A 25,975-nucleotide genomic window follows, 5' to 3' on the forward strand; every position below is an offset into this window, starting at 1 on the left:
ACTCAGATACTTTTGCTTTGTATGTATTTATATTTGAAAATCTAAATTTGAAAAACAGATTAAACTTTGTGATTTTGTAAAAAATGTTCGATTAAAATCTGATCATAATTAAAGTGAAAATATTTTTAAGATAACCATATTCAATATCAATCCGACGAAAGGCCGACTGTTCTTGATCTCAGACCTGACCATCGAAACAGATATAGCTGTCGCCTCCTTCTCATTGGATGGAGGTTGTATTATGTCATACGCAATCAAGAGAGATCGTGCTTATGATATCTTACGCCCCTATCAACAAGACAACGAAGCTGTCTTTTCACCGCTGAACACAGCGTCCTTTCCCTTAATTCCCTATTCCAACCGTATTAAACGAGGGCAATTCACCTTTGACGGTAAATCATATCAACTGGCGCTAAACTTCGCAGATCATCCCCACTCGATTCATGGAATTTCCTGGCAAAGACATTGGCAGGTTAAAGATCATCAAAAGTCTCAAATAATGTTGGAATTAAACTATACGGCAAATGACAAAAAGCCCACGGATTGGCCCTTTGATTTTGATGCCGTTCAAACTTTTAATCTAACTGGTACTGACTTAACTCAGCATATTTCTGTCATTAATACCAGTGACCGCCCAATGCCTGTAGGTCTTGGGGTGCACCCTTATTTACCAAAACGTAAAAACACGCGATTAAAAGCAAATGCGAAAAACGTCTGGATAACTAATCAAACCTGCCTCCCCACAAAGCTTGTTGAATGTCCCGAACATTGGGATTTAAGGACAAATCCATTGGTCGAAACATTAGAATGCGACAATCAGTTTGAACCATGGGATGGCAAGGCACAGATTCATTGGCCAGAAGACAATGTTTCAGTTGAATTGAACGCCAGTAAAAACCTAAATCGCCTCGTCGTTTACGCCCCAAAAGACGAAAGTTTCTTCTGCGTAGAACCAACATCACACATAACGGATGCCCTGAACTCGACATCAAAAGGTATGTCGTTAGAAGACACAGGCATTCATGTTCTTGCACCAAAACAAACACTTGAAGGTTGGATAAAATTCAATATCTACACAGAGTTTTAGTTATTTTACAGATAGTTATAGGATATAACTCAAGAATAATATCAGCCCGAAATAAGTTATAATTCACTAAATTGGCATTAGGAATATCATTTTACAAAGCACGCTTTGTTGCCGCCTCTTTACTTAAACCCAAACCCAAACCCAAACCCAACCATTGCTTGATCAATCCCTTTTCAAAATCAAGCCAAACCTGAGATAGAGATAACAAAACGTTTTTCATCATCCTTCATTCATCGGATATAGGTGACTAACTTTTCTATGGATCTGGGATCACCCAGCAACGCCCTACTTCTTTTTTACCTTACACACCATGTATTGTGGATAGATCTATTCACAATAAATAAATCACTCTTATTTATTTATTGACCATCCAAAAATAATTCCCGATAGTTACCATAGAGCAAAATGGAAAATATGTGTTTTACAAGGTCAGCATATAGCCAAAACAACAAAGGCTTCAGAGTTGGATCAACAACCCGATCAAGAAAACATTACTGAATTAGATCAAAAGCTAAAAGGATCTAATCAAAGTAATATGAGAGCTTATAACGAACGCTTGGTACTCTCGCTTGTGCGTCGAAACGGGCAGCTCCCCAAAATGAAACTTGCTCAAATGACTGGGCTATCTGCACAAACAGTATCTGTCATTATGCGTTCACTAGAAGCCGATGGATTACTTATAAAGGGTGAACCTGTGCGTGGAAAAGTCGGTCAACCTTCAGTCCCCCTTTCTCTTAATCCCGATGGTGTCTTCTTTTTGGGATTAAAAATAGGGCGGCGCAGTTCTGAACTCATCCTTGTCGACTTTTTAGGGCAGGTGAAACAAAGGGTTATTCACACCTACCCTTTCCCTGAGCCTGATGACATAGAGAAATTTGCCCTTAAGTCGATCAAAATATTTGAGGTCGATTTAGGAGAAACCGCATCCAAAATTTCTGGCCTGGGCATTGCTATGCCTTTTGAGCTCTGGAATTGGGCAGAGACCATTGGCACATCAACCGACAAGATGGAAAACTGGAAAACATATGACATACAGAAGGTACTAAGTCATAGCTGTTCCTACCCTGTTTATTTACAAAATGATGCAACGGCAGCCTGTGGTGCTGAACTCGCTTTTGGAACAAACCAAACCAAACGTGATTTTGCGTACTTTTACATCGGCACCTTTATCGGCGGCGGCCTCGTTATTAATGGTAGCCTATTTATCGGAAAGAACGGGAATGCCGGGGCCTTAGGCTCCATGCTGATAAGTGACAAAGCTGGCGATTACAAACAACTTATTGATGAAGCATCAATCGTCACCTTTGAAAAACAGTTACAAGAAGTTGGTATTGACCCCTCTCCGCTTTGGAATATGGAAAATGGTTGGCAAGCTTTAAATGAGACAATTAATCCTTGGATAGAACGTGTCGCAAATGGCTTGGCTCAGGCGATCATCTCAACCACAGCATTGATTGATCAGGAAGCAACAGTAATAGATGGGGCTTTTCCGGAACACGTGCGTAGCCGCATTGTCGCAGCCACTCAAGAAGCCATAAAAAACTATAATCAACAGGGGATAGAACAGCCAATAATTTGCGAAGGATCACTTGGAACAGTTGCTCGCGCCTTAGGGGGGGCAAGCCTTCCTTTGTTTGATCGCTTTTTTGTTGATCAAAATACCTCTCTCAATCAATAACCCTATTAAAACTAACGAGAACTTAAGAAAATGCAACGCTCAGAAGTTAATGAAATCCTTGCTCAATCAGACAGTTTCATCAAATCCCATGGTTATATCCTGCCCCCCTTTGCATACTTCAGCCCTCAGGACATGCAAAACCGCAAAAAAGAGCTAACAGGCATCACAAAGGCCCGAATGGGGTGGGACATTACGGATTACGGTCAGGAAAAATTTGATGAGCTGGGATTATTTCTTTTTACCGTCAGAAACGGCTTTGCAGAGGATCTGGAAACTGGCAAAGGCATGCTTTATGCCGAAAAAATTATGATTTCTCGCAAAGATCAAATTTCCCCTATGCACCGCCATAATATCAAAGCAGAAGATATTATTAACCGGGGCGGCGGTGATCTTGTCCTTGAGCTATTCATGTCTGATCCTAACGGTGATATTGATCAAGAAGCCGAAGTAATTGTTCCCTGTGATGGCATTAACAGAAAGCTTAAAGCGGGTGGCCTTTTGAAATTGGCACCGGGCGAGAGTGTTACCCTTCTGCCTGGCGTTTGGCACGCCTTCTGGGGGGAAAGAGCAGATGTTCTCATTGGTGAAGTTTCAACAGTAAATGACGATCTGACTGATAATGTCTTTCATGCAAAGATAGGACGTTTCTCTCAAATAGAAGAAAACGAAGCTCCGAAACACCTGCTTGTTTCTGATTACGATAAATGGATGAAATAACCCATGATCATTTGTTGTGGCGAAGCCCTAATTGACATGTTGCCGGTAGAGATTCCTTCACAAAAGGAACAAAAAGGAACCACCTATCAACCTGTTTCGGGGGGAGCAATCTTCAATACCGCTATCGCCCTAGGACGATTAGGCACGAAAACAGGGTTCTGCGGCGGCATTTCGACTGATCTCTTTGGTGAACAACTTTGCCAATCACTCTCAGAATCAAATGTTGATTACAGTTACTCCTATCGACAGGAAGCACCAACGACCTTGTCGTTTGTAAAGTTTACAAACGGGCAAGCCAGCTATGCCTTTTATGATGAAAATACCGCGGGCAAACTATTCCAAAGAAACAACATTAAAGAAATACCTGCGGATGCTGAGGCATTCCATTTCGGTGCAATCAGTCTCATTCAGGAACCTTGCGGAACGACCTTCGAAGACCTTGTTACATCTGCCCAAGAAAAATGCGTGTTGTCTTTTGATCCCAATATCAGGACAAGTTTCATCACTGATCCCGATGGGTATCGTCAGCGCATCAAACGGTTGCTCTCAATAAGCGATATTATTAAAGTCTCTGACGAAGATCTATTATGGCTTTCACCAAAGACGAAACCCGAGGATTTTGCGCAACAACAATTGCGACAAGGCGCATCAATCGTACTTTTTACCGAAGGTTCGCAAGGCGCCACTGCCTATAGTCAAAACTCAACCATAAAACTGGAGAGCAAGAAGGTTCCGGTAAAAGACACTATCGGGGCCGGAGACAGCTTTAATGCTGGCTTTCTCTCAAGCCTTAGTGAACAAGGAATCCTATCTAAATCAAAGTTAAAAGACTTAACAGAACAGCAGCTATCTATCGCGTTGAATAAAGCCAATAGAGTTGCGGCCTTTACCGTGACGCAAAGTGGAGCAGTTCCTCCTTGGGCAGAGGAATTGACCTCTATAACATAAATTAAGAGAGCGGATGAGCGCTCTCGTTATCCACAAAGAGTTGGACACGTTCACTGGCAAAATGCGTAATACCAAACTGTATCGCTTTGCCAGTGGCATCCACATCAACACTTTCTGTGATCAGGACTGGTTTGTTTTTAGCTTGTTGCAACAGTTCTGCCGTACGTTTACTTGGCATTTGCGCCGTAATTCTCGTATTTTTACGGGTGTAATCGTTTAATCCGAAATGCTTAAAGGCTTCCGTTAGAGATTTTGTTTCTGCAAAGACCGTCTCGATCCCCTTGAAACGGAGTGCTGGCAGATAACTAATTGAATGGGCGAGCGCGACACCGTCCGCCTGACTAACAGCTTCGAGCTTGATTACCTTTTCATCCCTGGCGACCAGCAATCTTTTTGCAACTTGCTTCGTTGCTTTTTCTTTTTCGCTACTTAACAAGGTTTTATCCGGCAAACGATGCCGCCCTGACACAATTTGGGAGAAACGGGTCCGACTTCCCAAGGTGTAATCCATCAGGTTTTCCTGAACAAAAGTTCCCCGCCCTTGTTCGACGCGCATCACATTATCTTCTGTAAGTGCAGCAATCGCACTGCGCACTGTGTGACGGTTCACACCAAACCTTTTTGCAAGTTCATTTTCTGTCGGCAGTTTATCGCCCGGCTTAAAAACACCCGATGTAATATCCTGAAGCAAAAGACGTCCAATCTGTTTCCAGATTGCTTCACCCTTTTCCCACTCCATCTCACTGTCCTTTAAAGTTCATAAAACTTTCATCAGTCGTCAATTGTCTTCGTTAACGCTTCATTCTATAAATCAAAAAGGTATAGACGTCTAGACAAATTTAATATTTGTCGAAAGGAGATAAAAGTGACCGATGTTTCGGGCCAGAAAGACCAGTTAGATCAGAAAGATACTAATAGCGAGCGACAGAAATGGTTGTCTGTTCTGGCTCGTTGCACATTGCAAGATTTACAACACCATTGGAATAAGCTGACAAAAACAGAAGCTGATCTAAGCAATCTTCCCTATCGCTTCCTGCGTAAAGCAGAAACTGGATTGGTTATGGTTCGCGGAAGAGCCGGCGGTGACGGGCAGCAATTCAATTTGGGTGAAGTGTCCGTAACACGATGTACTGTGTGCCTTGATAGCGACCACATTGGATACGCGTATATTCGAGGCAGAGATCACAAGAAAGCGGAACTGGTCGCTGTCCTTGACGCCCTACTCCAGACAAATCGCTGGTCACAACAAATACGCGAGATTTTTGTTACACCACTGGCATCTGCTCAGGAAAAAGCAAAACTAGATCGTAAATCACAGATTGCGACTTCCAAGGTTGATTTCTTCACTATGGTACGAGGAGAAGACGCGTGATGGACTTCCAAACAAATTCTCTTTCTACGCAAGATATTGGTCAAACAACTCTTCCCGGTTTCGATAATCCTGTTTTTGATGCCACGGCAATTTTCAGAACTGTTCTGGACGCGATGTCTCATCCCGGAACGGTCATAGAAACACCGCTCACATGTGAAAGTCCAAGCAAGCTGAATTCATCTGCAGCTTCTGTTCTGCTGGCTCTTGCAGACATGGATACGACAATTTGGCTTTCTCCAGAAACAGAGTGCTCAAATGTTGCTGATTATTTGAGGTTCCATACCGGGTGTTCGCTAACAAAGAATGCGAACCACTGTGACTTCGCCGTTCTCAATGGCATGGAAGGTCCAGATCAGATTGCTAACTTGCCAATTGGTACAGCTGAAAATCCTGATCGTTCCGCAACGCTTATCATTGCCGTTGATCATTTCAATGCTGAACAAAAAGCTGTCTTGAGCGGACCAGGCATCAAAACCACAAGCGAACTGTCTCCTTCTCCCCTCAACCCAAAGCTTTGGAGCTGGATGAAGGATAACAGAAACTACTTCCCTTGCGGCATTGACGTCATTTTTGCCTCTCCCACTCATATTTGCGCCCTTCCCCGTTCTTCAGAAATGGACATTTAAAATGTATGTAGCTGTAAAAGGTGGCGAGAAAGCGATCAAAAACGCACACCGTCTTCTCGCAGAAAAACGACGCGGTCCAAAAGAAATACCTGAACTATCCATTGCACAGATAAAAGAACAGCTCAGCCTGTCTGTATCCCGTGTCATGGCTGAGGGATCATTGTTTGATGAAGATCTCGCCGCTTTGGCCATCAAGCAGGCTCGTGGAGATTTAATAGAAGCAATCTTCTTAATTCGTGCCTACAGAACCACCTTACCCCGTCTGGCCTATAGCCTTCCAATCAGAACTGACAAGATGAACGTAGAACGGAGAGTTTCGGCTACCTATAAAGACTTGCCTGGCGGGCAGATCCTTGGTCCAACCTTTGATTATACTCATCGTCTTCTTGATTTTGATCTGATGGAAGCCTCTGACGATGATCTGTCCGAAGAAGCTCCGACAGATGCTGAGTGCCTGAAACCTGAGAAAACCACTCAAACATCCGAGACAGGAATGCCAAGGGTCTTGGGGGGGCTTTTAAATAATGAGGGTCTTATTCAGGCGGAAACTCTACCCGAAAATGAAAAAGAACATCCTGTAGGCGATTTAACCCGCGAACCACTGGAATTTCCTGTGGATCGAGATCAAAGGTTACAAAATCTTGCCCGGGGAGATGAGGGTTTTATCCTGTCACTTGGTTATTCAACACAACGCGGATACGCTCGAAACCATGCCTTTGTCGGCGAAATCAGATTAGGAACTGTTTCAATCGAAATCCAACCACCAGAGTTGGGATTTGCAATTGATATTGGTGATCTGGAAATAACCGAGTGCGAAACAGTTAACCAGTTTCAGGGTTCAAAAACAGAACCACCACAGTTTACACGCGGATATGGTCTGGTTTTCGGACAAAACGAACGTAAAGCCATTTCAATGGCACTGGTTGATCGTGCTTTACGTGCCAAGGAAATGGGCGAAGACATCGTCGCCCCGGCTCAGGACGAAGAATTCGTTATGTCCCATAGCGATAATATTCAGGCAACGGGTTTTGTCGAACATATCAAGCTCCCTCATTACGTAGATTTTCAGGCAGAACTGGGACTGGTCCGTCGCATGCGCGAAGAGCAACAGGACACATCTACACAACAGTCACAAACACAACAGGCGGCAGAGTAAAACGATGTCTCAAAGTACAACTGCATCGTCCTATAACTACGCATATCTGGACGAACAAACTAAACGCATGATCCGCCGGACGCTTCTGAAAGCTGTGGCTATTCCGGGGTATCAGGTTCCTTTCGCCGGTCGAGAAATGCCGATGCCTTATGGTTGGGGAACAGGTGGTGTACAGGTAACAGCAACCGTCATCGGCCCTTCAGACACATTGAAAGTCATTGACCAGGGCAGCGACGATACAACCAACGCTGTTAGTATCAGGCAGTTTTTTGAAAAGACTGCAGATATCAACACGACTGAAAAAACCAAGGATGCAACGGTTATCCAAACCCGTCACAGAATTCCCGAAGAAACGCTAACAGAGGGGCAAATTCTGGTTTATCAGGTGCCAATCCCTGAACCTCTTCGTTTTCTGGAACCCCGAGAAACAGAAACCCGTAAGATGCATGCCTTGGAAGAATACGGTCTTATGCACGTCAAGCTATATGAAGACATTTCCCGTCATGGCCATATCGCAACGACCTATGCTTATCCGGTAAAGGTAAATGACCGATATGTCATGGACCCGTCTCCTACCCCAAAATTCGATAATCCCAAAATGGATAATTGTGCCGCACTTCAACTGTTCGGTGCTGGTCGTGAAAAACGGATTTATGCCATCCCCCCATACACCAAGGTACAAAGCCTGGATTTTGAAGATCACCCCTTTGAAATTCAATCCTGGGATCAGGACTGTGCTCTCTGCGGATCAACAGATAGCTTCCTGGACGAAGTCATTCTGGATGATAAAGGTAATCGTATGTTTGTTTGTTCCGACAGCGATTATTGCCAGAGCAGGCAAGATGGTTCCATGCCTTCGTCAGTGGAACACACCCTATCGCAAGCTTCCCAGATGCAATCCGTAAATTCAGAGGCATCAAAATGACTTCCTCAAATCAAACGTTATCACCTGAACAGGCACTCTTAAGTGTAAAAGACCTGACCATGATGTATGGCAGTCGGATTGGATGCCAGAACATATCATTTGACCTTCGTCCCGGCGAAGTCCTTGGGATTGTTGGTGAGTCCGGATCAGGAAAATCTACTCTTCTCAACTGTATTTCCGCTCAACTGAAGCCAACCTTTGGTTCCGTTAGCTATCACACCCGTCATGATGGGTCACAGGACCTTTTTACTGATATGAGTGAGCCTGAACGCCGCTTTCTAATGCGGACGGATTGGGCTTTTGTTCATCAAAACCCTCGTGATGGCCTTAGAATGGGTGTCAGTGCAGGTGCCAACATTGGTGAAAGGCTAATGGCCGTTGGCTGGCGTCACTACGGAAACATTCGTGACACTGCGACTGACTGGCTTGGTAAGGTTGAAATATCGACAGAACGTCTGGACGATCTTCCGTCGACCTTTTCCGGTGGTATGCAGCAAAGGCTGCAAATTGCACGTAACCTTGTCACCGCCCCTCGCCTGGTTTTTATGGATGAGCCAACTGGCGGCCTGGATGTTTCGGTACAGGCAAAGCTCCTCGATCTACTGCGTGGTCTTGTGCAAAACCTCGGACTTTCCGTTGTTATTGTCACACATGATCTCGCCGTCGCACGGTTATTATCCCACCGCCTCATGGTGATGAAAAACGGACACGTTGTTGAAAGTGGCTTAACGGATCAGGTTCTTGATGATCCGCAAGACCCTTACACACAGCTCCTTGTTTCATCGATATTGCAATCTTAAGGACATGAATATGTCAAAAATGATTAACGTGGAAAATGTCGCAAAACATTTTACTCTTCACAATCAGGCAAGCATGACAATCCCAGTATTTGAAGGAATTTCTTTCTTCTTAAATCAGGGTGAATGCGTTGCACTAACCGGTGAATCAGGTTCAGGTAAGAGTACTTTTATGCGCATGCTTTATGCCAACTACATATGCAACAAAGGAAGTATTCATATCCGCCACAATGATCAACTGGTCGATATTGTCAAAGCAGATCCACATCAAATTCTGGATGTAAGGAAACGCACCCTTGGTTATGTCAGCCAATTTTTGCGTGTTATTCCCAGAGTTCCAACGATCGAAATTGTTGCTGAACCTCTGATTGCTCTCGGACAGGATAAAGAACAGGCCATTACAAAGGCACAAGACATTTTGGCTCGTCTGAGAATACCTGAACGCTTGTGGAGTTTATCACCCCTGACGTTTTCTGGCGGAGAACAACAGCGGGTCAATATTGCCCGTGGGTTTATCGCAGATTACCCGATCCTGTTACTCGATGAACCAACAGCTTCTCTTGATGCCGTCAACAGACAAACCGTTTTGGACCTTATTGAACAGGCGAAAGAAAGAGGGTGCGCTATTTTGGGCATTTTTCACGATCAGGAAGCCAGAGAAGCGGTTTGTTCCAGAACCTTTGATGTCACCAAATTTCAGAGTGTTTAGAGATGAATGAAAAAGTCTTCACGAATGCAAAAGTCGTTCTTGCGAACGAAGTTGTCCATGGATCTTTAAAGATTGCCAATGGCAAGATTGAAGATATTTCAACAAGAAACACATCCATATCCAGTGCGCTGGATCTTGATGGCGATCTCTTGCTACCCGGGTTGGTAGAACTACACACCGACAATCTTGAAAAACATATGACCCCTCGTCCCAAGACTGAGTGGCCATCTGTCGCTGCGGTTGTCAGTCATGACAGTCAAGTTGCCAGTGCAGGGATTACAACTGTCTTTGACGCCATAGCAGTGGGTGATGTGAACGAAGGAAGCAGCCGAGTTAAACGACTGGAAGAAATGGTCGGTAGTCTGGTTCATGCCAATCGCGAAAACCTGCTTCGTGCTGATCACCTGATACATTTGAGGTGTGAAGTCAGCTACGCGGATATGGCCCCGGCTTTGGATAAGCTATCTAAAAATAATCTGGTTCGGATGTTGTCCGTTATGGATCACACCCCCGGACAAAGACAGTTTGTTTCTCTTGATGCCTATTACATTTATTATCAGGGAAAATATGGCCTGAGTGATGGAGAAATGGAGAAGTTCATTTCTGACAGGCGACTTGATCAGGAAAAATATAGCCAAAAGAACCGCAAATACGTTGTTGGTACAGCCCATGATAATGGATTTGCCCTTGCCAGTCATGATGATGCAACGGAAACACATGTGGAAGAAGCTGTATCTGATGGTATGACGGTTGCTGAATTTCCAACCACACTCGAAGCAGCCAGAAGTTCACATAATTCGGGCTTGGCCGTTATGATGGGCGGGCCAAATGTGGTTCGGGGGAAATCCCATTCCGGCAATATCTCCGCAGGTGAGCTAGCTAAAGAAGGGTATCTGGATATTATTTCCAGTGACTACATCCCGCATAGCCTGTTGCATGCCGCTATGTTGCTCTATGAAGATTTTGACGCCTACGATCTACCTAAATCAATTCAAACGGTGACAAAGACACCAGCAGAACGTGTTGGCTTAACTGACCGGGGTGAGATTGCCTTGGGAAAACGAGCAGATCTTATTCATGTCCACCACTCGCACCACCACCCTGTTGTCAGGGGGGTATGGCGCGAAGGAAACAGGGTTTCTTAAAATGGAAACAGGTTGGCTTTATCTTGTAGTTGGACCTAGCGGTGCAGGCAAAGACACCTTGCTTGATGCCGCTCGTCAACGCTTTGGCAATACAACAAGCGTTATTTTCCCAAGGAGATCAATCACCCGCCCCACAAATGCTGGCGGTGAAAATCATTTGGGCCTTTCAGTCGAGGAATTTACCCGAAAAAAAAGGGCGGGTATTTTCGCCCTTTCATGGGATGCACATGATTTGAAGTATGGCATTCCCAGATCTATCAATGACGAATTATCCGAAGGTAAATGTGTTGTTGTCAATGTATCCCGAAGTGTTTTAAACGAAGCACGTAACGAGTACCCAAACCTTAGAATAATCTCGATCACAGTCGACCCCGATATTCTTTCGCAACGATTACACGCCCGAGGTCGGGAAAGTGAAGCTGACATACAAAAAAGATTGGATCGCGCCAAATCATACCGTGTTCGCGGCGATGACGTGATTGAGATAGATAACAGCGGGTCACTTGAAAGCGCGATTACAAACTTTGTTATGGCGATCGAAAACCCTTATTTACAGGCCAGCCACCCTTACCGGTATGCTGAATCAGCAACGCTACAAAGTTAGGCAAAATCAATCAGTCGTCACCTAAAAGTTGGTAACGGGAGATTTCTTCAAATTTCCCGCCTTTTCCAGGGTCGCCAAAAAGGGCAATCTCATCAATGACAAAAGGCTCGTCACACAAGTCTTCGCAGTGTTTTTCAAGTAGAGCCTGATATTTGATTAAGTCCATTCCATCAAGCTTGTCACTCAACGTCAGATGAAATCGGAACTCTTCCATCACAAAAGGATAGCCCCATCTTTCGAGCAACTCTTCTTGAACAGATGTCAGGCCACCCTGTCGTCTACGATCTAGTTCTTGCTTACTCGGTGCTAATCTAAAATCATCAAAAGTTCTGATGCATTGCTCTGCAAGACCTGGAATGTGGTTTTCTGGATCATCAGGGACAAGCGCAAGAAATTTGCCAATAGATCTTATAGAAAGAGGTCCACAGATAATCGGACGAGCTTTTGTTACAAAGGATTTTAGAGATTTATCTAGCACCTCTAAACTACGATTTTTCCTTAGCTTAAAGGGTGACCTTAATGTTCCATGAAAAGCATACCGCCCCGCTCCTCGCGTGACATGTTCAATTTCTTGGACAGCCATCCCCTCAACATTTGGTCTTGGCATATCTTCATGAGAGACAGGATCATAACCAAACCAGGCATTCCCAAATTGCCCCAATTTACTATCTAATCGCGGTGCATAATAAATGGCATAGCGTTGATGAACCATGACTTATCCTATAATTCTGTCCCTATAAATTTTACTAATTCTGACTACAGTTCTGGATCATACTTCAAGCAAAATTCATCAATCGCAAGCATCCTGAAGTCCTTTAAACGATCTTTTAAAAGGTCATGCGTCCAATCCCACCATTTGATGCGCAAAAGGGCTTCTTGAATAGGCCTCTCAAAACGTGGACGGATTTCTGCCGCGGGAACGCCGGCAACAATCGAGTAAGGTGCAACATCTTTTGTTACAACCGCTCCGGAACCAATCACAGAGCCAGTACCAATATGAACACCGCCTTTGACAATTGCGCCGTGGCCAATCCAGACATCATGATCAACACGAACAGGAGAAGAACGACGCCAATCAAAAAAATCCGCGTCATCATCCCCCATATCATAGGCCTCACTCCGATATTGGAAGTGATGCATGCTCGCCCGCTCCATAGGATGCTGCCCAGGATTAAGCCGGACAAAAGCGGCAATATTCACAAACTTCCCTATCTGGCTATAAATAATATCACTGTTATTCACGACATAGCTATAATCATCAAGTCGGCTTTCAACAATCTTGGTTCCCTCCCCAACCTCAGTCCACTGCCCCAAATGACTATCCAATACAACAGCGGTATCAGCAATGGTCGGCTGTTCAGAAAGTTGTTTTTTAACATGAGGTTGGGTTTGGAAATACATCTTTTAGATAACCAGTTTTCTTAAGCGTTGTGACAGAATATCGAGAAGGCTGACTGATACGATAATCAAAATGACAACCGCTGCGGTTTCTGCATAATAGAAGCCACGAATGTTCTCCCATAAGATGGCTCCAATACCACCAGCACCAACAATACCCAGAACTGTTGCTGAACGAACATTTGATTCAAAGCGATAGAGTGAATAGGAAATCCAAAGTGGAAGGACCTGTGGGATGACCCCGAAGATTACCTCTTGTAAGCCAGATGCACCAGTTGCTCTTATCCCTTCAACAGGGCTAGGATCAATAGCCTCTACTGCTTCAGAGAATAATTTTGCAAGAATACCTGTTGTATGTATCCATAAGGCTAGAACACCTGCAAATGGTCCAAGACCAACAGCAACAACAAAAAGCATGGCAAAAACCATTTCATTAATTGCACGGGCTGCGTCCATAAGGCGGCGAACAGGTTGAAATACCCACCACGGTACAATGTTTTCTGAGCACAAAACGCCCAAAGGTATTGAGCACGCGATACTAAGCGCTGTTCCCCAGATTGCAATCTGAACTGTAATCCAAATTTCTTCGACATACATTTTCCACTGCGACATATCCGGCGGAAAAAAACCAGAGGCAAACTGGCTCATGTTCTCTGCATTATCAATCAGATCCCAAGGCCGCATATCAGCCCCTTCCCATGACAGCGCAAGTAATGCAAATAAGACAGCCCACATAACGAGGCTACCAATGGACCGCTTCAAATCATGAGCAGGAATTTCGATAGATTTTTGTGTTTCTGAAAAATTGGACATCGGAAAAAATCTTATATAGATGAAAGAAATAACTATTCTCACTGAACAGAAAAACGGTGCTCAATCAGAGCACCGTTTTTGCAGTTTCGTTGCTTATTGTGCAGCAACCAGAACTTTCAAATCAGAAAGCTGATTGTTAATCGCCAATAGCTTTTTCTCTTTATCATCAGCGGACAGGCCTTCGTTTCCTTCGATTTTTAGCTTATTTTTGAACAGAGCCAGCTGACGCACAGGATACAACTGCGTGTTGTTACTTTCCATAAATAGTCCCTGACCATCAGAGATCCCACCTAAAACTTCTTTAGCATGGGCAACATCACCAAGACGGCCATAACCAAGGAAGAAGGCTTTGATACGAGATTTAAGTTCTTTGGACATATCTTTACGATAAACCATTGGATCAGAAGGGATTAATGGAGATGTCCAGATCACTTTTATTTTTGCAGCAGCATCTGGCGCTTTTTTCATAGAGCGACCGATTTGCTCTGAATTGTTTGCAGCAACATGAACCTGTTTGTTAGCGGTCGCCATCAAGTTTGTTTCGTGATTTGCATTACGAACAGTTTTGAAACACTCTTTTGGGTCAACGCCATTCTGGGCAAACACATAGTATGAAGGAACTAGGAAGCCAGAGGTAGAGTTCGGATCACCAATACCAAAGTTCAAAGACTTGTCACATTTGAAGATATCTTCAAGGTTGTTGATATCTTTGTTATCTACATGCGTGATAATATGCGAATAGTAACCTTGACCACCGTCTGCTTTAGATGTCTGTGCGAAAACTTCACCACCAGAACGGTCGACAGCTTCGATACCTGATTTGTTACCGAACCATGCAAGATGAACTTTACCAAAACGCATTGCTTCGATCACACCAGCATAGTCAGGGGCAAAGAAAGGGTTTACTTTCATGCCAAGAGCCGTTTCCAGATCTTTCATCAAAGGAACCCACTGCTCTTTCAGATTAGAAGTTGATTCTGTTGAAATGATCCCGAAGTTCAATTCTGTCGGATCTTTCTCAAGAGGTTTGTAATTAGTGTCAGCCTGAGCAACACCACCAACAAGTGCTGTTACAGCAACAGCTGCAGAAGCGATTAATTTGCGAACCATTTTACCTGTTCTCCTAGTTTTAAAGTACATAAATGCCAGATGAATGAGGAACTGCAGATCGTAGTCTTTAAGCTACGGCCTGTTCTGGAAGTGATGACACAACAGGTTTTTCCTGTTGTACGGAACCTAGCAATTCCAAACTGTCATCACCGTAAAGTTGTTCGAGAAGTTTCGGCGTTAAACGCTTTGAATCGCCGTCAAAAATAATTTCACCGTTACGCATCGCAATCGTGCGAGGGCAATAACGAAGAGCATAATCAACCTGATGCAAGGAAACGAGTACGGTAACACCGTCTTCCTTATTCACATTTTCCAATGTATCCATTACTTTACGGGCAGAGGACGGGTCCAACGAAGCGATAGGCTCATCAGCTAAAATCACCTCTGCGCCCTGTGTAATGGCTCGGGCAATAGCAGCACGTTGCTGTTGACCGCCGGACAGGGTCGATGAACGCTGCTCAGCAAGATTATCGATACCAACTCGGGAAAGTGCCTTCATGGCGATCATTTTTTCTTCCCGAGTAAAAAGACCTAGAGTCCCCCGCCACCTTGGAATCTGCCCCAAGAGACCGATGAGCACATTCGTCAAAACAGAAAGACGGTTCACCAGATTAAATTGCTGGAATACGACACCAACATCAGAACGCGCAGAACGAACGCCTCGTCCTAGTTTTCCATTCTCTTGAATAATCTGATCAAGGACTTCGATTTTACTGTTATCGCTGTCACTTTTCATCAATCCGGAAAGATGTCGGATCAAGGTAGATTTACCAGAACCGGATGCCCCGATAAGGGCAACCATCTCGCCCTTACCAATCTGAAGATCCAGTGAATTAAGAGCCTTTTTGCCCTTTGAGAAGGTCTTACTCAGACCTGTAACCTTGATCGCAACCATGTAACTTGCACCATAAACGATTGAATGTTTGTTGATGCTAGTCTGCCGCCTTTGAAAGACTCCTGCGTGATGGTTGTTTTAAGGTTCTGTTAACGTCCTTCTCTTTTCCTGCACAAGAAGGGAAGTTTGTCTAGATGAATTCCGTTCTTTTAAAAAGCACATAAAAGAAGAATCAATTTTTCATCTGATAGTAGGAACGCGTTTTCTCGACAAACAACTCTATTGCCTCATCCGAGATATCCATATGAGTAACCAAACGGATTTCCGGGATCTGTGCTCCAATCAAAATTCCTTCTTCAAGCAAGAAATCACACAGGGCTTGATGATGCCCCTCACCCGGGTTCATGAAGACCATATTCGTTTCAACAGATGATAAATCAAGTGAGACCTCTGGAATGGACTGTAACCCCCGGGCTAACTTAGTCGCTTTTTCATGATCTTTTCCAAGTAAAGGAACATTATGTTCCAAGGCATAAAGACCACAAGAAGCAAGCACCCCGACCTGACGCATACCGCCACCCAAGAGCTTTCGCATACGCTTGGCCCGTTTTATCAGATGCTCAGATCCGCAGAGTACTGACCCAACTGGTGCTCCTAGGCCCTTGGAAAGACATATAGAAATTGAATCAACTGGTTCGCACAGTGTTTTTAACGACACATTCAAAGCCGTTGCCGCATTGAATATACGTGCACCATCAAGATGAACCCCTAGGTCATTCTCATGTGCGACCGCAGCTAAGGATGCTATACGTTCAAGACTTTGTACACGCCCATTCACTGTATTCTCAAGGCACAGTAAGCGGCTGATTGGACAATGAAAATCATCTGGCTTTATCGCCTCCACTACCTGTTGAGGAGTAAGACCACCCGAATTATCGGTCGGCAAGGGAAAGGGAGAAATCCCGCCGAGTACAGCCGCGCCGCCCGCTTCATCAATGAAGATATGGTATTCATCCCCCGCGATATATTCATCACCACGACCGCAGTAACTCAAAAGTGCAGCAAGATTACTTTGAGTACCCGTTGGAAAGAAAAGAGCACTTTCCATCCCCGCCATTTCAGCAAGCTTTCTTTCAAGCTCTGCTACTGTTGGATCATCATCATAAACATCATCACCTACCCTAGCTTGCGCCATAGCATCGCGCATTCTCTTACTTGGCTTTGTGACAGTATCGCTGCGAAAATCAGCTATCAGCCCCGAATTCGAGCCAATCTTATTTTTACGATCCAACATACTTGAGTACATACAAACTCTCCTACAAAACAGTAGAGCAAACGATAAACACAGCTATAAACTTTGTCACGAGAGGAAATCATCGAAGGGAAAAAGCTTACCTTGTCTGATATTATTTTTTACTTTCTGAAGATATCTTTGAAATAAAATCAAAAATTCAAATAAATCAGTAGGCAGAATCACCTAAATTGATATTAGATAAGCACTCATAACGCTCTTCTTCTGCTCCTATTCAGTGGTAAATACACAGCATGTGGCAATCAATCAGGTCAATTTCAGCTCTCCTTTTTAGTTTTGCCATGCTTATGCTTGGTCAGGGGATGATTAACACACTGCTGGGTCTTCGTAGTCGAATTGAAGGGTTCTCAACCGAGACCACCGGCCTGATCATGACTGGCCAGTTTATTGGAATGTTGATTGGTGCCGTTTTTGCTATTCGCGTGATAGCCGCTGTTGGACATATTCGCTCCTTTGCTGCCTTTGCCTCTATCCTCTCAGTTGCTGTTCTTGCCCACGTACTGTTTACCGACCCTATTTTCTGGTTTTGCCTTCGTATTGTGACAGGATTCTGTATGGCAGGAATGATTATGGTGGTCGAAAGCTGGGTGAATGAAAAATCCAGTAATGAAAACAGAGGGAAAATTCTCTCCCTCTATATGATTACCAACTATATAGGGTCTGGAACCGGACAATTTATGATGCTGTTGGGTGACCCCGCTCAATTCCAGCTCTTTGTTATTGGCTCAATGGTCTATTCCTTTGCACTTGTACCTCTTCTACTGACCAGAGCTACGGCCCCAACACCAAGTTCTCCTAAACGTATGGCTTTCAAGAATCTTTTTCTCGTTTCTCCGGTTGGGGTGTTTGGGACAGTATGTGCCGGGATGTCAAATTCATCTCTGAACAGTATGGGGGCCGTCTTTGGAAAGGATGTTGGCCTTACTATTCCCCAGATTTCAACCTTTATGGCTGCGGCAATTTTTGGTGGAATGCTGTTGCAATTTCCGATTGGCCGTATATCAGATCGCTTTGACCGACGTACGGTTCTCATTTTCTCGTCGCTTTTGACAATCGGATCCTGTTTTGCCGTTATTTGGGCAACAGGACAGAGCTTTATTATTCTCATCGCTGCCATTGCGATTTATGGCGGTATGTCATTTACAATATACCCGATTTCGGCATCACAGGTTAATGACATGGCCGACAGAAAAGAACTTGTCCAAGTATCTGCGGGCCTCTTAATAGCCTATGGGGTCGGGGCAAGTTTAGGACCGACAGTTGCCGCACAGTTTATGGCCTTTATTGGTCCTGAAGGTATATTTATGTTCTTTGTCATGAACAACAGCCTTCTTGTGCTTTTTACCATTGTACGTATTTTCCAACGAAGAAGACACGGTGAGAGCAAAGCGCCATTCCTGCCATTGGGTGGTAACGGCATGAGTAGTAAACAGCTCTATACTGCTGCGATCAAGGCAGAGACATCTATAGAAAAAGAAAAAAGTCAGTAAGCCAGTTATAGAGTTGCTTGTATATTAAAGAACATCGATTCACACGGTTGCGTCAATTTAAGCGGTAGTTGTAACACCAATGGTCTATCTAGACTTAAAGCAACGCTTACTCGATCTTTAGCAAAAGCCCGTTACAGAACATCGCGAAAGCCAAGCGCATCGTTAACACATGCGCAGTCTTTTTTACACCTGAAATAAATGCACAAAAACACCAAATAGAAACAGAATAAACACAATAAAATTATAGAAAAACAAAACCCTCAAACCCACAGAAAAGAATCCACACAAAAATTAATTACAAAAAATACAGTAAATGTGATTATTTTCTTATGATTATTAACAATTACTGTAATTTAACGAAAAAATCATACAAATATATGTAGTTATTAAAACATTAATTCTATATAAAATTTTAAATACTGATAAGATATTTGAGTCATATTCCTCAACCATGGCCTGAGTGAGTTGCCTGAAAAGGCGGTGCCAATACGAAGAGCCCGAGGAGGCTAGAATGTCAGATTCAAACACACCCCGTAATTCCGATGACGCTACTTCTGAAATTGAAACGTTAGAACAAGATTCGGTTCTTGCTGTAGGCCAAGCGGCCACGGAACTTTCTATTGATTTGCCCGCTGTTGGGACATCCCAAGCAATTACTGCGCAGGCAGGTCAACGACTACAGCTTAATTTTGATGCGACACAAGCTGCCGCTGTTGTTGATGGACAAAATTTAGTTCTTAATTTTGACCTTGATAACGATGGCACCCCAGAAAGTAGTATTGTCTTTGAAAATTTGGCTGGTGATTTTTCTGACGGCGAAGCCCCTCTTCTTATCATTGACGGGACAGAGGTTGCTGCCAGCCAACTTATAGGTCTTGTTTTGGCTCAGGCAGGGGATCTACCGCTTGAAACAGCAGCTGGTGCAGGTGCTGGTCCTGCAGGTGGCGGCGGTAGTGTTTATAGTGAAGACACTGGTAGTGTTATCGACTTGCTCATAGCACAAGGCATTATTGGGCCGACAGAACTAAACTTTGGCCTTCTTGATGGCATTGACGAAAATACCGATCCTGCCGAAGGGACGTTTGACGTTACCTTTATTACAACAGAAACAGAAGTTCCTGATTATGAAGGGGGTATATCAGGCACCTTTGCTGGTGGCTTTGAAGACTGGCTACCGAACCAGCATTTACCTGGTGGCGATGAAGGTAAAGATGATAACCCTTTTGGTGGTGAAGGCGGCGAAGATACTTTAGAGGCTGTCGCGGCACCTATGCAGGTTATCTTTACTTTTGTGCCCGCAGATAACGAAACTCTTGATTTTGTGGTAATGGACCCCCTCCCCGATGGAGCCCGCTTATTCATTGGCGGCACCGATTTGGGTGATGAATATGTCGGTGGGTTCCCAGCTGTCATCGCAGGTAGCGATTTAGGGGATGTATATATTCTTCCCCCGCCAGATTCTGATGAAGACATCAATGTTTCCGGGACTGCGGTGATTACCGATCCGGATTCAGGTCTATCTGCTGTGCTCCCTTATTCTGTCGAGGCCATTATTGATGCTGTTGCTGACATGCCTCTACTGTCTTTAGGTGGTGAAGGCGGTGAAGGTGGCGAAGGCGGTGAACATAATTACCCTGACCTTCAGGTAAGAGATCAAATCACAGATCTACCAGACGAAAACGAGAATGAAGTTTACTTAACAGGTGGCCTGAATGATCCCATTGGTGAAGAAAGCATAATAAAACTCCCCATCAATGCTGAACTTTGCGACAAAGATGGATCTGAAACACTAACTCTCGTCCTCTCTGGAATTCCCGCTGCCTTTACCATTAACGAAGAATGCACAAATTTACCAGAAGGGTGGGAACTTTTTGGTCCAATCACCCCTGCCCCTGTTCCAGATGACGGCGGCGAAGGCGGTGAAGACAGCATACTGTCGGAAGAACCCGGACAACTTGTTCAATACATTGTTCGTTACACAGGTGATTTGCCTGATCCAGACGATCCCGACCTTGATCCTTCGGAAACCGTTGATTTTACAACTTTTGGTGGCCTTGTCGCATTTAACACCAATGACTACACAACGACGGGTGTTGATGTCGAAGGCGGTGAAGGCGGTGAAGGTGGAGAAAGCCCTGTTCCGACAGTCCTAACAGATGAACAATCTATCATTCTTCCCCCTAAACCAGAAGACGGTGGACGCTATCAAGAAGGTCCGACACATACAAACGGCCCAGTTGTCATTACTGTTCAGGCCATTGCGGAAGAACAAGAAACAGACGTTGGAACAGACGAATTAACGACTGAAAACAATATAGCGACTGCAGAAAGCAGCTTTGTTTTTGATATCGAAGAAGATGTTCCTGATATTGTCCGCTATGCAAAACTGTATCTGGATGAAACCGAAGGTGTCCAAACATCAGATGAATGGCGTGCTGCCAATGATGTCCCCGGTGTTTCAGATGCACAGACTATTCTGGCGACGGCAATGGCTGCGGATAGTACTGTAGGCGGCGAAATTGTCAGCCGAGGATTCACATCCATAGTAGACGGGTTAAATCTCTACACTGATGGTTCGAATGACGAAGCAGATGGTTCTGATGGGCCTTTGGATACTGATGCCCCTTCAAGTCCCAGCTTCTCACCACCTGATGATCTGGAAGATATTCGCTTTATTGACTATGACGGCGCATACAGTGGTGTAAAAACAACTGATGGCTCACATATCAATCTCTATTCTTCGGACTCAGATCCTTCTGTTATTTATGGGCGTGTCGGCGGTGAAGATGGTGAGTTGGCCTTTGTGGTAACAATTGGTGCTGACCTTACAAATGGCGAAAATGACGTCGATATCTATGTCGAACAGTATCTCTCGCTCAAGCATCCTAAAACCTATAGCCACGACGAAGACATCAATACAATGAAGCTTAGGTTCTTCGCTGTGGACGATGAAGGTGACCAGAGTAATATCGGTAAACTGAGAATCAACTTCGATGATGATGGTCCTAAGATCGGTGGGCATGAGTTCCTCTGTGTCGATGAAACCGATTTTGATAACAGCGCGGTTATTTCAGATTCAGGTGTATTCGATACCTTTGACTTTGGCGCTGATGGTCCAGCCATTGACGACATTCGTATCAGCATGTTTTCTCTTGGTACCATCAGAACATCCGATGGAAACCACGCTGTCAGTACGAGCCAGTCCGGAGACACCTTAATCGGTACAGCTGATGGTGAAGAAGTGTTCCGGTTCACAGTTAATCCAGATGGATCCTACAGCTATGAACAATATGAAGCGTTGGAGCACTGGAACTCCTATAACCATAACGAACCAATCGGAATGAAGTTTTCCGTACGGATCAAGGATGGTGATGGAGACAAAGCCTATGGCAATGTAATCCTTAAAGTTCTGGATGATGGGCCTGATATTGGTGGCCAGGAAATGGTAATGGTCGACGAAACAGACCTGAACACCAATGCCTCTATCAAGGATGGTGGCGCTTTTGATACCTTTGATTTCGGCGCTGACGGTCCACAAACGGACTATGGCTGGTCCCCTCATAACGACGCCATCAAAATTTCAGTAGACACCAGTGGCATCACAACCGCTGAAACAGATACGCCAATTACAACTTCACAAGTTGGCAATGTGCTCACCGGGTGGGCTGGTGGCGACGTCGCCTTCACCTTTACAGTAAATCCTGACGGGACCTACGAGTACGAGCAATTCACCGCATTGGAACACCCAAATACGAATGATCACAATGACCCACTGCCTATGAAATTCTACGTCAAGTTGGTAGATGGAGACTGGGATTATGATTGGGGTTCTGTGGATGTCATCGTAAAAGATGATGGCCTGCTTGCCCATAATGACGAAGAATGCGTAACTGAGGTTGAAAAAGAAACCCAACCGCAAAATATCGGCATCGTGATGGATTTCAGTGGGTCAGTCAGCAATAGCGACCTCGCTACAGAAATTGCCAGCGTAAAAACCTTTATCCAGACGTTGTTTGCATCGGGGGCAAGTGTTTCAGTATCACTTGTGGCCTTTGGTGCTGATGCTGCAAACCTTGGAACCTTTACTGATCTGGCCTCTGCAGAGGCTGCGCTGGATGGCACCAGCCGTGGCGTCATAAACTCTGGCGCTACGGATTATGAAGCCGCTATGGAAATGCTCTTTTCCGACAGCGGTGGTGACTTTGAATATGTTCCCGGTGCCAATAACCAGGTCTTCTTCCTCAGTGACGGAGAACAGAATGACGGCGCTTCACCCCTAAGCAATGGATCTATTGTGCTGGATAGTGGTGGTAAAGCTGACCTACTGGACGGCGATATTGGCTTCACAGCTGTTGGTATTGGCGGAGGCGTCCAGCCGAGTGATTTTGTCAATTTCTTTGATGGTGGCGTTGTTGCCAACGACGGCGAAGTTCTAAACGCGGCATCATTCGAAGATCTTGCTGATGTGTTGGTTGGAACAATCGGACTGAGTAACACCGTAAGTGGTAACGTTATCACTAACGACGAAATTGGTGCCGATGGACTTGACCGTATTTGTGATATCGAAATCGATGGTACGACCTTTAGCGTTGATGATGCTGGGGTTCTAACCGGGCCAACGATAGGTACACCATCTGCGATTTATGATGATGGAACCAAACTCTTAACCGTTACCTCAGCCAAAGGAACGCTAGAGATTTACCTTGAAGATAGTGGCGGTAATGCTGTTGGTGACTATACTTACACCAGCTTGCCGGCCGTTCAACATGGCGCACCAGGAACACCAACCGATGACGTTGTTGATGATGTATTCACTTACTCTATCCTCGATAACGACGGCGATAAATCTTCCGCTGATTTAACAATTTGTATCAAGGATGATGAGCCTGTTGCAAACAATGACGAAATTTGTCTTGTTGCCCTGCCCGGTGAAACACCACCGCTTAATATTGCCTTTGTAATTGATGAGAGCGGATCGATTGGTCAATCAGACTATCAGACCCAGATAAATGGTGTCCGTACCTTTATTGACAATCTCGTCGCGGAAAGTACTGCTTTGGAAACACTGGCTTTCTCTCTGGTTACTTTCGGGACGAATGCCGAAGACTATGGCACCTTTGTCTTTGATGGCTTCGCAGGTGGAACGCTGAACCTTGATGATTTCAAGCGTCTCAATAATGATGGGACCCTGTCATCGATAACCCTGGATGATCAACTTTCAACCATTTATGGGGCTTATGATGGGTCAGGCTCAACCAACTATGATGCAGGTATGGCGTCAATGTTCGGGGCGAACTCTGAATATCTGGACAATCCTGTGACAAGCTTACCATCACATGAAAGTCACCTCTACTTCATTAGTGATGGTTCACCTAACGACACGAGTACAAGCAATAGTGATGAAATTGATAGTGGTATTGCAACCGCAATTGTTGATAACGACATCCAGGTTACCGGAATAGGTATTGGTACAAGTACCTCTGTTGAAAATGGACTAGAGGATTATTTCCTTAATACGGGCGGCGGTGATGCCGTAAATCCTTCTATCCCCGGCAGTCTCTATAGCTTTGTCAGTGTACCAAACTTCGCTGATCTTGCTGATGCCCTAGATGGTACCGTCGGCGGAACTGATGCTAGTGGCAACCTTCTGACAAATGACGAACCGGGTGCTGATGGATTTGGTGCTGTTGCGATTACCGAAGTTCTTCACGATGGTGTTGTTTATACCGACGTAAGTGATGGTAGTAGTGATGGTATGATCATTATCGCGTCTACGGCCGAAGGCGGTAAACTGGTGGTCGATACGGCCACAGGCGATTACACCTATACCGCCCCGGGTTCAGTTAATGGTGATTATGAAGAAACCTTTGTCTATACCATGGTCGATGGTGACGGCGATCCTTCTTCCGCAGACCTAAAAGTCTGTGTAACATTGCCAGAGCCAGTTGATGCGGTAAACGATATCATCCTAACAAACATTACCTCTGGTGATATCGATATTCCTGATTCAGCCTTGCTGTTTAACGATGACATCAACGCAAGTACAACACTCACCGATGTTGATAACCCTGTAAACGGGGCCGTCAGCGAAAGTGGTGGTGTTGTGACCTTCGTATCAGATGGTATGGATGTTTCCAGCCTGGGATTTGGGTCCGGTAGTACGGTCCAGACAATTTCAGAGCGAAATTATGGATCTGATGGATATTTTTACCATGATCCTCCCGGACCTAATAATGATCATGTCGATAACTATGAAAGCAATAGTGATAGGGATACCTCTGGCTCTAATCGTTCAACTCAACTTAATCGTACAAGTTGGGTAAGAGATGACAGCACACCGGCAAATGAAGTTGTTCACTTACTGAATATCAATGGCCGAATTAGAGATGCAAGTGATCGTGATGGCTTCTCTACAACCAGACGCTATGACCGTGATAGCTATCAAATCGCATTGCTGGGTGGGGAAACCTTCTCACTCGAGAGCTTTACAGGGCATTCCAACCTTAAGGTTGTGCTTTATAGCCCCGGAGGATCAGTTATAGATTCTGACTTTAACCCGGGAGAAAGTTATACGGCCATCAGTTCTGGAAACTATTATATCCGGGTACAATCAACCGATAGTAAAAACGATAGTGGAACACGAACACGAGACTACGAAGCAGAGCTTTCTATCGAAAGTACTGATATCGTCCAACTTCAGGATGGTGGTTTCGACTATGAAATATCAGATACATTAACAACTGACGTTGCCAGTGCATCCGTCGAATATCAGGACGGTAGTACGATTACCGGTACGGGCGATGGTGAAATTCTTGTCGGTGGCGATGGTGATGATACCCTCATCGGCGGCGGTGGAAATGACACCCTGATCGGGGGAGCTGGCTCAGACACCTTAACGGGTGGTACTGGGGCGGATACTTTCCTCTTCTATGGTCAAAATATTGGTGTAGATGTTGATACCATCACAGATTATGACAACAGCGAGGGTGATATTCTGGATGTCAGTGATCTGATTGTCTTTGATGACAATACCGATGTTGTTGCGAATTTTATTCGAGCAACGGATACAGGACCGACTACATCACTGGAAATCTCTAGCGATGGCGTTACCTATACAGAAATTGCTGTTATGGAAAATGTCAGTGCGACAGATATCCTGACGGTTATTCTTGATAACGACGAACACATGATTGTCGTTGGATAGTTTTACCCCTTAACGAACAAAACCCCCGTAGAAAAACTGCGGGGGTTTT

The 25,975-nt window shown here is 44.7% G+C and carries 22 protein-coding genes; 14 read left to right on the forward strand and 8 right to left on the reverse strand.

The features are described 5' to 3' along the window. The first annotated feature begins 172 nt into the window (after nucleotides 1–172). The gene (locus ACN0W5_RS16330) at nucleotides 173–1,087 is read left to right on the forward strand and encodes an aldose 1-epimerase (protein WP_417455147.1); all 915 of its coding nucleotides are present in this window, start codon (nucleotides 173–175) and stop codon (nucleotides 1,085–1,087) included. Nucleotides 1,088–1,178: 91 nt separating this feature from the next. Here the strand turns inward: ACN0W5_RS16330 and ACN0W5_RS16335 are convergent, their stop codons facing one another. Continuing rightward, nucleotides 1,179–1,310: a hypothetical protein gene (locus ACN0W5_RS16335; RefSeq protein WP_417455148.1), complete on the reverse strand. Its 132-nt coding sequence runs from the start codon at nucleotides 1,308–1,310 to the stop codon at nucleotides 1,179–1,181. Nucleotides 1,311–1,550: 240 nt separating this feature from the next. Between ACN0W5_RS16335 and ACN0W5_RS16340 the strand changes: the two genes are divergently transcribed. The 3 genes from ACN0W5_RS16340 to ACN0W5_RS16350 are packed head-to-tail and all read left to right on the forward strand — an operon-like array spanning nucleotide 1,551 to nucleotide 4,430. Beyond that, nucleotides 1,551–2,765, forward strand: a complete 1,215-nt coding sequence (locus tag ACN0W5_RS16340) for an ROK family transcriptional regulator (protein ID WP_417455149.1) — start codon at nucleotides 1,551–1,553, stop codon at nucleotides 2,763–2,765. 30 nt (nucleotides 2,766–2,795) lie between these two features. Beyond that, the gene (locus ACN0W5_RS16345; protein WP_417455150.1) at nucleotides 2,796–3,482 is read left to right on the forward strand and encodes a D-lyxose/D-mannose family sugar isomerase; all 687 of its coding nucleotides are present in this window, start codon (nucleotides 2,796–2,798) and stop codon (nucleotides 3,480–3,482) included. Nucleotides 3,483–3,485: 3 nt separating this feature from the next. Beyond that, a complete protein-coding gene (locus tag ACN0W5_RS16350) occupies nucleotides 3,486–4,430 on the forward strand; it encodes a carbohydrate kinase family protein (RefSeq protein ID WP_417455151.1) in 945 nt (314 codons plus the stop codon). A 1-nt stretch (nucleotide 4,431) separates the two neighbouring features. On the opposite strand, the gene phnF is transcribed toward ACN0W5_RS16350, so the two are convergent. Beyond that, complete coding sequence (phnF, locus tag ACN0W5_RS16355; protein ID WP_417455152.1) at nucleotides 4,432–5,169, reverse strand: phosphonate metabolism transcriptional regulator PhnF; 738 nt, start codon at nucleotides 5,167–5,169, stop codon at nucleotides 4,432–4,434. A gap of 126 nt (nucleotides 5,170–5,295) precedes the next feature. On the opposite strand from phnF, the gene phnG reads away from it, so the two are divergent. From phnG to phnN, 8 genes are read left to right on the forward strand one after another with little or no spacing between them, the layout of a single operon-like run. Continuing rightward, complete coding sequence (gene phnG / locus ACN0W5_RS16360) at nucleotides 5,296–5,802, forward strand: phosphonate C-P lyase system protein PhnG (protein ID WP_417455153.1); 507 nt, start codon at nucleotides 5,296–5,298, stop codon at nucleotides 5,800–5,802. After that, on the forward strand, nucleotides 5,802–6,428 hold the full coding sequence (phnH, locus tag ACN0W5_RS16365) for a phosphonate C-P lyase system protein PhnH (protein WP_417455154.1): 627 nt from the start codon (nucleotides 5,802–5,804) through the stop codon (nucleotides 6,426–6,428). The genes phnG and phnH overlap by 1 nt, the downstream gene beginning before the upstream one ends. Nucleotide 6,429: 1 nt before the next feature. After that, nucleotides 6,430–7,584 (forward strand): carbon-phosphorus lyase complex subunit PhnI, encoded by a 1,155-nt coding sequence (locus ACN0W5_RS16370; RefSeq protein WP_417455155.1) that lies wholly within the window; start codon nucleotides 6,430–6,432, stop codon nucleotides 7,582–7,584. A 4-nt stretch (nucleotides 7,585–7,588) separates the two neighbouring features. Continuing rightward, the gene (locus tag ACN0W5_RS16375) at nucleotides 7,589–8,509 is read left to right on the forward strand and encodes an alpha-D-ribose 1-methylphosphonate 5-phosphate C-P-lyase PhnJ (RefSeq protein WP_417455156.1); all 921 of its coding nucleotides are present in this window, start codon (nucleotides 7,589–7,591) and stop codon (nucleotides 8,507–8,509) included. After that, complete coding sequence (phnK, locus tag ACN0W5_RS16380) at nucleotides 8,506–9,309, forward strand: phosphonate C-P lyase system protein PhnK (protein ID WP_417455157.1); 804 nt, start codon at nucleotides 8,506–8,508, stop codon at nucleotides 9,307–9,309. Before ACN0W5_RS16375 ends, phnK begins: the two co-directional genes overlap by 4 nt. Before the next feature lie 10 nt (nucleotides 9,310–9,319). Then, nucleotides 9,320–10,015, forward strand: coding sequence for a phosphonate C-P lyase system protein PhnL (gene phnL / locus ACN0W5_RS16385; protein WP_417455158.1), 696 nt, complete (start codon nucleotides 9,320–9,322; stop codon nucleotides 10,013–10,015). Between the two features lie 2 nt (nucleotides 10,016–10,017). Continuing rightward, nucleotides 10,018–11,160 carry an alpha-D-ribose 1-methylphosphonate 5-triphosphate diphosphatase gene (locus ACN0W5_RS16390; protein WP_085902641.1) on the forward strand — a complete coding sequence of 381 codons (1,143 nt, stop codon included), beginning with the start codon at nucleotides 10,018–10,020 and terminating at the stop codon, nucleotides 11,158–11,160. 1 nt (nucleotide 11,161) lies between these two features. Beyond that, entirely contained in the window at nucleotides 11,162–11,764 is a 603-nt protein-coding gene (gene phnN / locus ACN0W5_RS16395; protein ID WP_417455159.1) for a phosphonate metabolism protein/1,5-bisphosphokinase (PRPP-forming) PhnN, read from the forward strand. A 10-nt stretch (nucleotides 11,765–11,774) separates the two neighbouring features. On the opposite strand, the gene ACN0W5_RS16400 is transcribed toward phnN, so the two are convergent. The 6 genes from ACN0W5_RS16400 to ltaE all read right to left on the reverse strand — a co-directional run bounded on the left by ACN0W5_RS16400 (nucleotide 11,775) and on the right by ltaE (nucleotide 17,226). Further along, complete coding sequence (locus ACN0W5_RS16400; protein ID WP_417455160.1) at nucleotides 11,775–12,476, reverse strand: DUF1045 domain-containing protein; 702 nt, start codon at nucleotides 12,474–12,476, stop codon at nucleotides 11,775–11,777. 44 nt (nucleotides 12,477–12,520) lie between these two features. Then, entirely contained in the window at nucleotides 12,521–13,165 is a 645-nt protein-coding gene (locus tag ACN0W5_RS16405; protein ID WP_417455161.1) for a chloramphenicol acetyltransferase, read from the reverse strand. A 3-nt stretch (nucleotides 13,166–13,168) separates the two neighbouring features. Continuing rightward, nucleotides 13,169–13,975 carry a phosphonate ABC transporter, permease protein PhnE gene (gene phnE, locus ACN0W5_RS16410; protein ID WP_417455162.1) on the reverse strand — a complete coding sequence of 269 codons (807 nt, stop codon included), beginning with the start codon at nucleotides 13,973–13,975 and terminating at the stop codon, nucleotides 13,169–13,171. 93 nt (nucleotides 13,976–14,068) lie between these two features. Continuing rightward, nucleotides 14,069–15,085 (reverse strand): phosphonate ABC transporter substrate-binding protein, encoded by a 1,017-nt coding sequence (gene phnD / locus ACN0W5_RS16415; RefSeq protein WP_417455163.1) that lies wholly within the window; start codon nucleotides 15,083–15,085, stop codon nucleotides 14,069–14,071. A gap of 67 nt (nucleotides 15,086–15,152) precedes the next feature. Beyond that, entirely contained in the window at nucleotides 15,153–15,980 is an 828-nt protein-coding gene (gene phnC, locus ACN0W5_RS16420) for a phosphonate ABC transporter ATP-binding protein (RefSeq protein WP_417455164.1), read from the reverse strand. A gap of 172 nt (nucleotides 15,981–16,152) precedes the next feature. Beyond that, nucleotides 16,153–17,226 (reverse strand): low-specificity L-threonine aldolase, encoded by a 1,074-nt coding sequence (gene ltaE, locus ACN0W5_RS16425; RefSeq protein WP_417455165.1) that lies wholly within the window; start codon nucleotides 17,224–17,226, stop codon nucleotides 16,153–16,155. 239 nt (nucleotides 17,227–17,465) lie between these two features. Between ltaE and ACN0W5_RS16430 the strand changes: the two genes are divergently transcribed. Both ACN0W5_RS16430 and ACN0W5_RS16435 read left to right on the forward strand, forming a co-directional pair. Then, the gene (locus ACN0W5_RS16430; RefSeq protein ID WP_417455166.1) at nucleotides 17,466–18,722 is read left to right on the forward strand and encodes an MFS transporter; all 1,257 of its coding nucleotides are present in this window, start codon (nucleotides 17,466–17,468) and stop codon (nucleotides 18,720–18,722) included. 511 nt (nucleotides 18,723–19,233) lie between these two features. After that, on the forward strand, nucleotides 19,234–25,926 hold the full coding sequence (locus ACN0W5_RS16435) for a VWA domain-containing protein (protein WP_417455167.1): 6,693 nt from the start codon (nucleotides 19,234–19,236) through the stop codon (nucleotides 25,924–25,926). Nucleotides 25,927–25,975 lie beyond the last annotated feature (49 nt).

The sequence above is a fragment of the Kiloniella sp. genome (assembly GCF_048270245.1).
Taxonomy (GTDB): Bacteria; Pseudomonadota; Alphaproteobacteria; order Kiloniellales; family Kiloniellaceae; genus Kiloniella.

Coding starts and splice junctions, on each gene's coding strand:
- ACN0W5_RS16335 (WP_417455148.1), bottom strand. CDS start 1,310: ATGATGAAAAACGTTTTGTTATCTCTATCTCAGGTTTGGCTTGATTTT.
- ACN0W5_RS16345 (WP_417455150.1), top strand. CDS start 2,796: ATGCAACGCTCAGAAGTTAATGAAATCCTTGCTCAATCAGACAGTTTC.
- ACN0W5_RS16350 (WP_417455151.1), top strand. CDS start 3,486: ATGATCATTTGTTGTGGCGAAGCCCTAATTGACATGTTGCCGGTAGAG.
- phnF (WP_417455152.1), bottom strand. CDS start 5,169: ATGGAGTGGGAAAAGGGTGAAGCAATCTGGAAACAGATTGGACGTCTT.
- phnH (WP_417455154.1), top strand. CDS start 5,802: ATGGACTTCCAAACAAATTCTCTTTCTACGCAAGATATTGGTCAAACA.
- ACN0W5_RS16370 (WP_417455155.1), top strand. CDS start 6,430: ATGTATGTAGCTGTAAAAGGTGGCGAGAAAGCGATCAAAAACGCACAC.
- ACN0W5_RS16375 (WP_417455156.1), top strand. CDS start 7,589: ATGTCTCAAAGTACAACTGCATCGTCCTATAACTACGCATATCTGGAC.
- phnK (WP_417455157.1), top strand. CDS start 8,506: ATGACTTCCTCAAATCAAACGTTATCACCTGAACAGGCACTCTTAAGT.
- phnL (WP_417455158.1), top strand. CDS start 9,320: ATGTCAAAAATGATTAACGTGGAAAATGTCGCAAAACATTTTACTCTT.
- ACN0W5_RS16390 (WP_085902641.1), top strand. CDS start 10,018: ATGAATGAAAAAGTCTTCACGAATGCAAAAGTCGTTCTTGCGAACGAA.
- phnN (WP_417455159.1), top strand. CDS start 11,162: ATGGAAACAGGTTGGCTTTATCTTGTAGTTGGACCTAGCGGTGCAGGC.
- ACN0W5_RS16400 (WP_417455160.1), bottom strand. CDS start 12,476: ATGGTTCATCAACGCTATGCCATTTATTATGCACCGCGATTAGATAGT.
- ACN0W5_RS16405 (WP_417455161.1), bottom strand. CDS start 13,165: ATGTATTTCCAAACCCAACCTCATGTTAAAAAACAACTTTCTGAACAG.
- phnE (WP_417455162.1), bottom strand. CDS start 13,975: ATGTCCAATTTTTCAGAAACACAAAAATCTATCGAAATTCCTGCTCAT.
- phnD (WP_417455163.1), bottom strand. CDS start 15,085: ATGGTTCGCAAATTAATCGCTTCTGCAGCTGTTGCTGTAACAGCACTT.
- phnC (WP_417455164.1), bottom strand. CDS start 15,980: ATGGTTGCGATCAAGGTTACAGGTCTGAGTAAGACCTTCTCAAAGGGC.
- ltaE (WP_417455165.1), bottom strand. CDS start 17,226: ATGTACTCAAGTATGTTGGATCGTAAAAATAAGATTGGCTCGAATTCG.
- ACN0W5_RS16430 (WP_417455166.1), top strand. CDS start 17,466: ATGTGGCAATCAATCAGGTCAATTTCAGCTCTCCTTTTTAGTTTTGCC.
- ACN0W5_RS16435 (WP_417455167.1), top strand. CDS start 19,234: ATGTCAGATTCAAACACACCCCGTAATTCCGATGACGCTACTTCTGAA.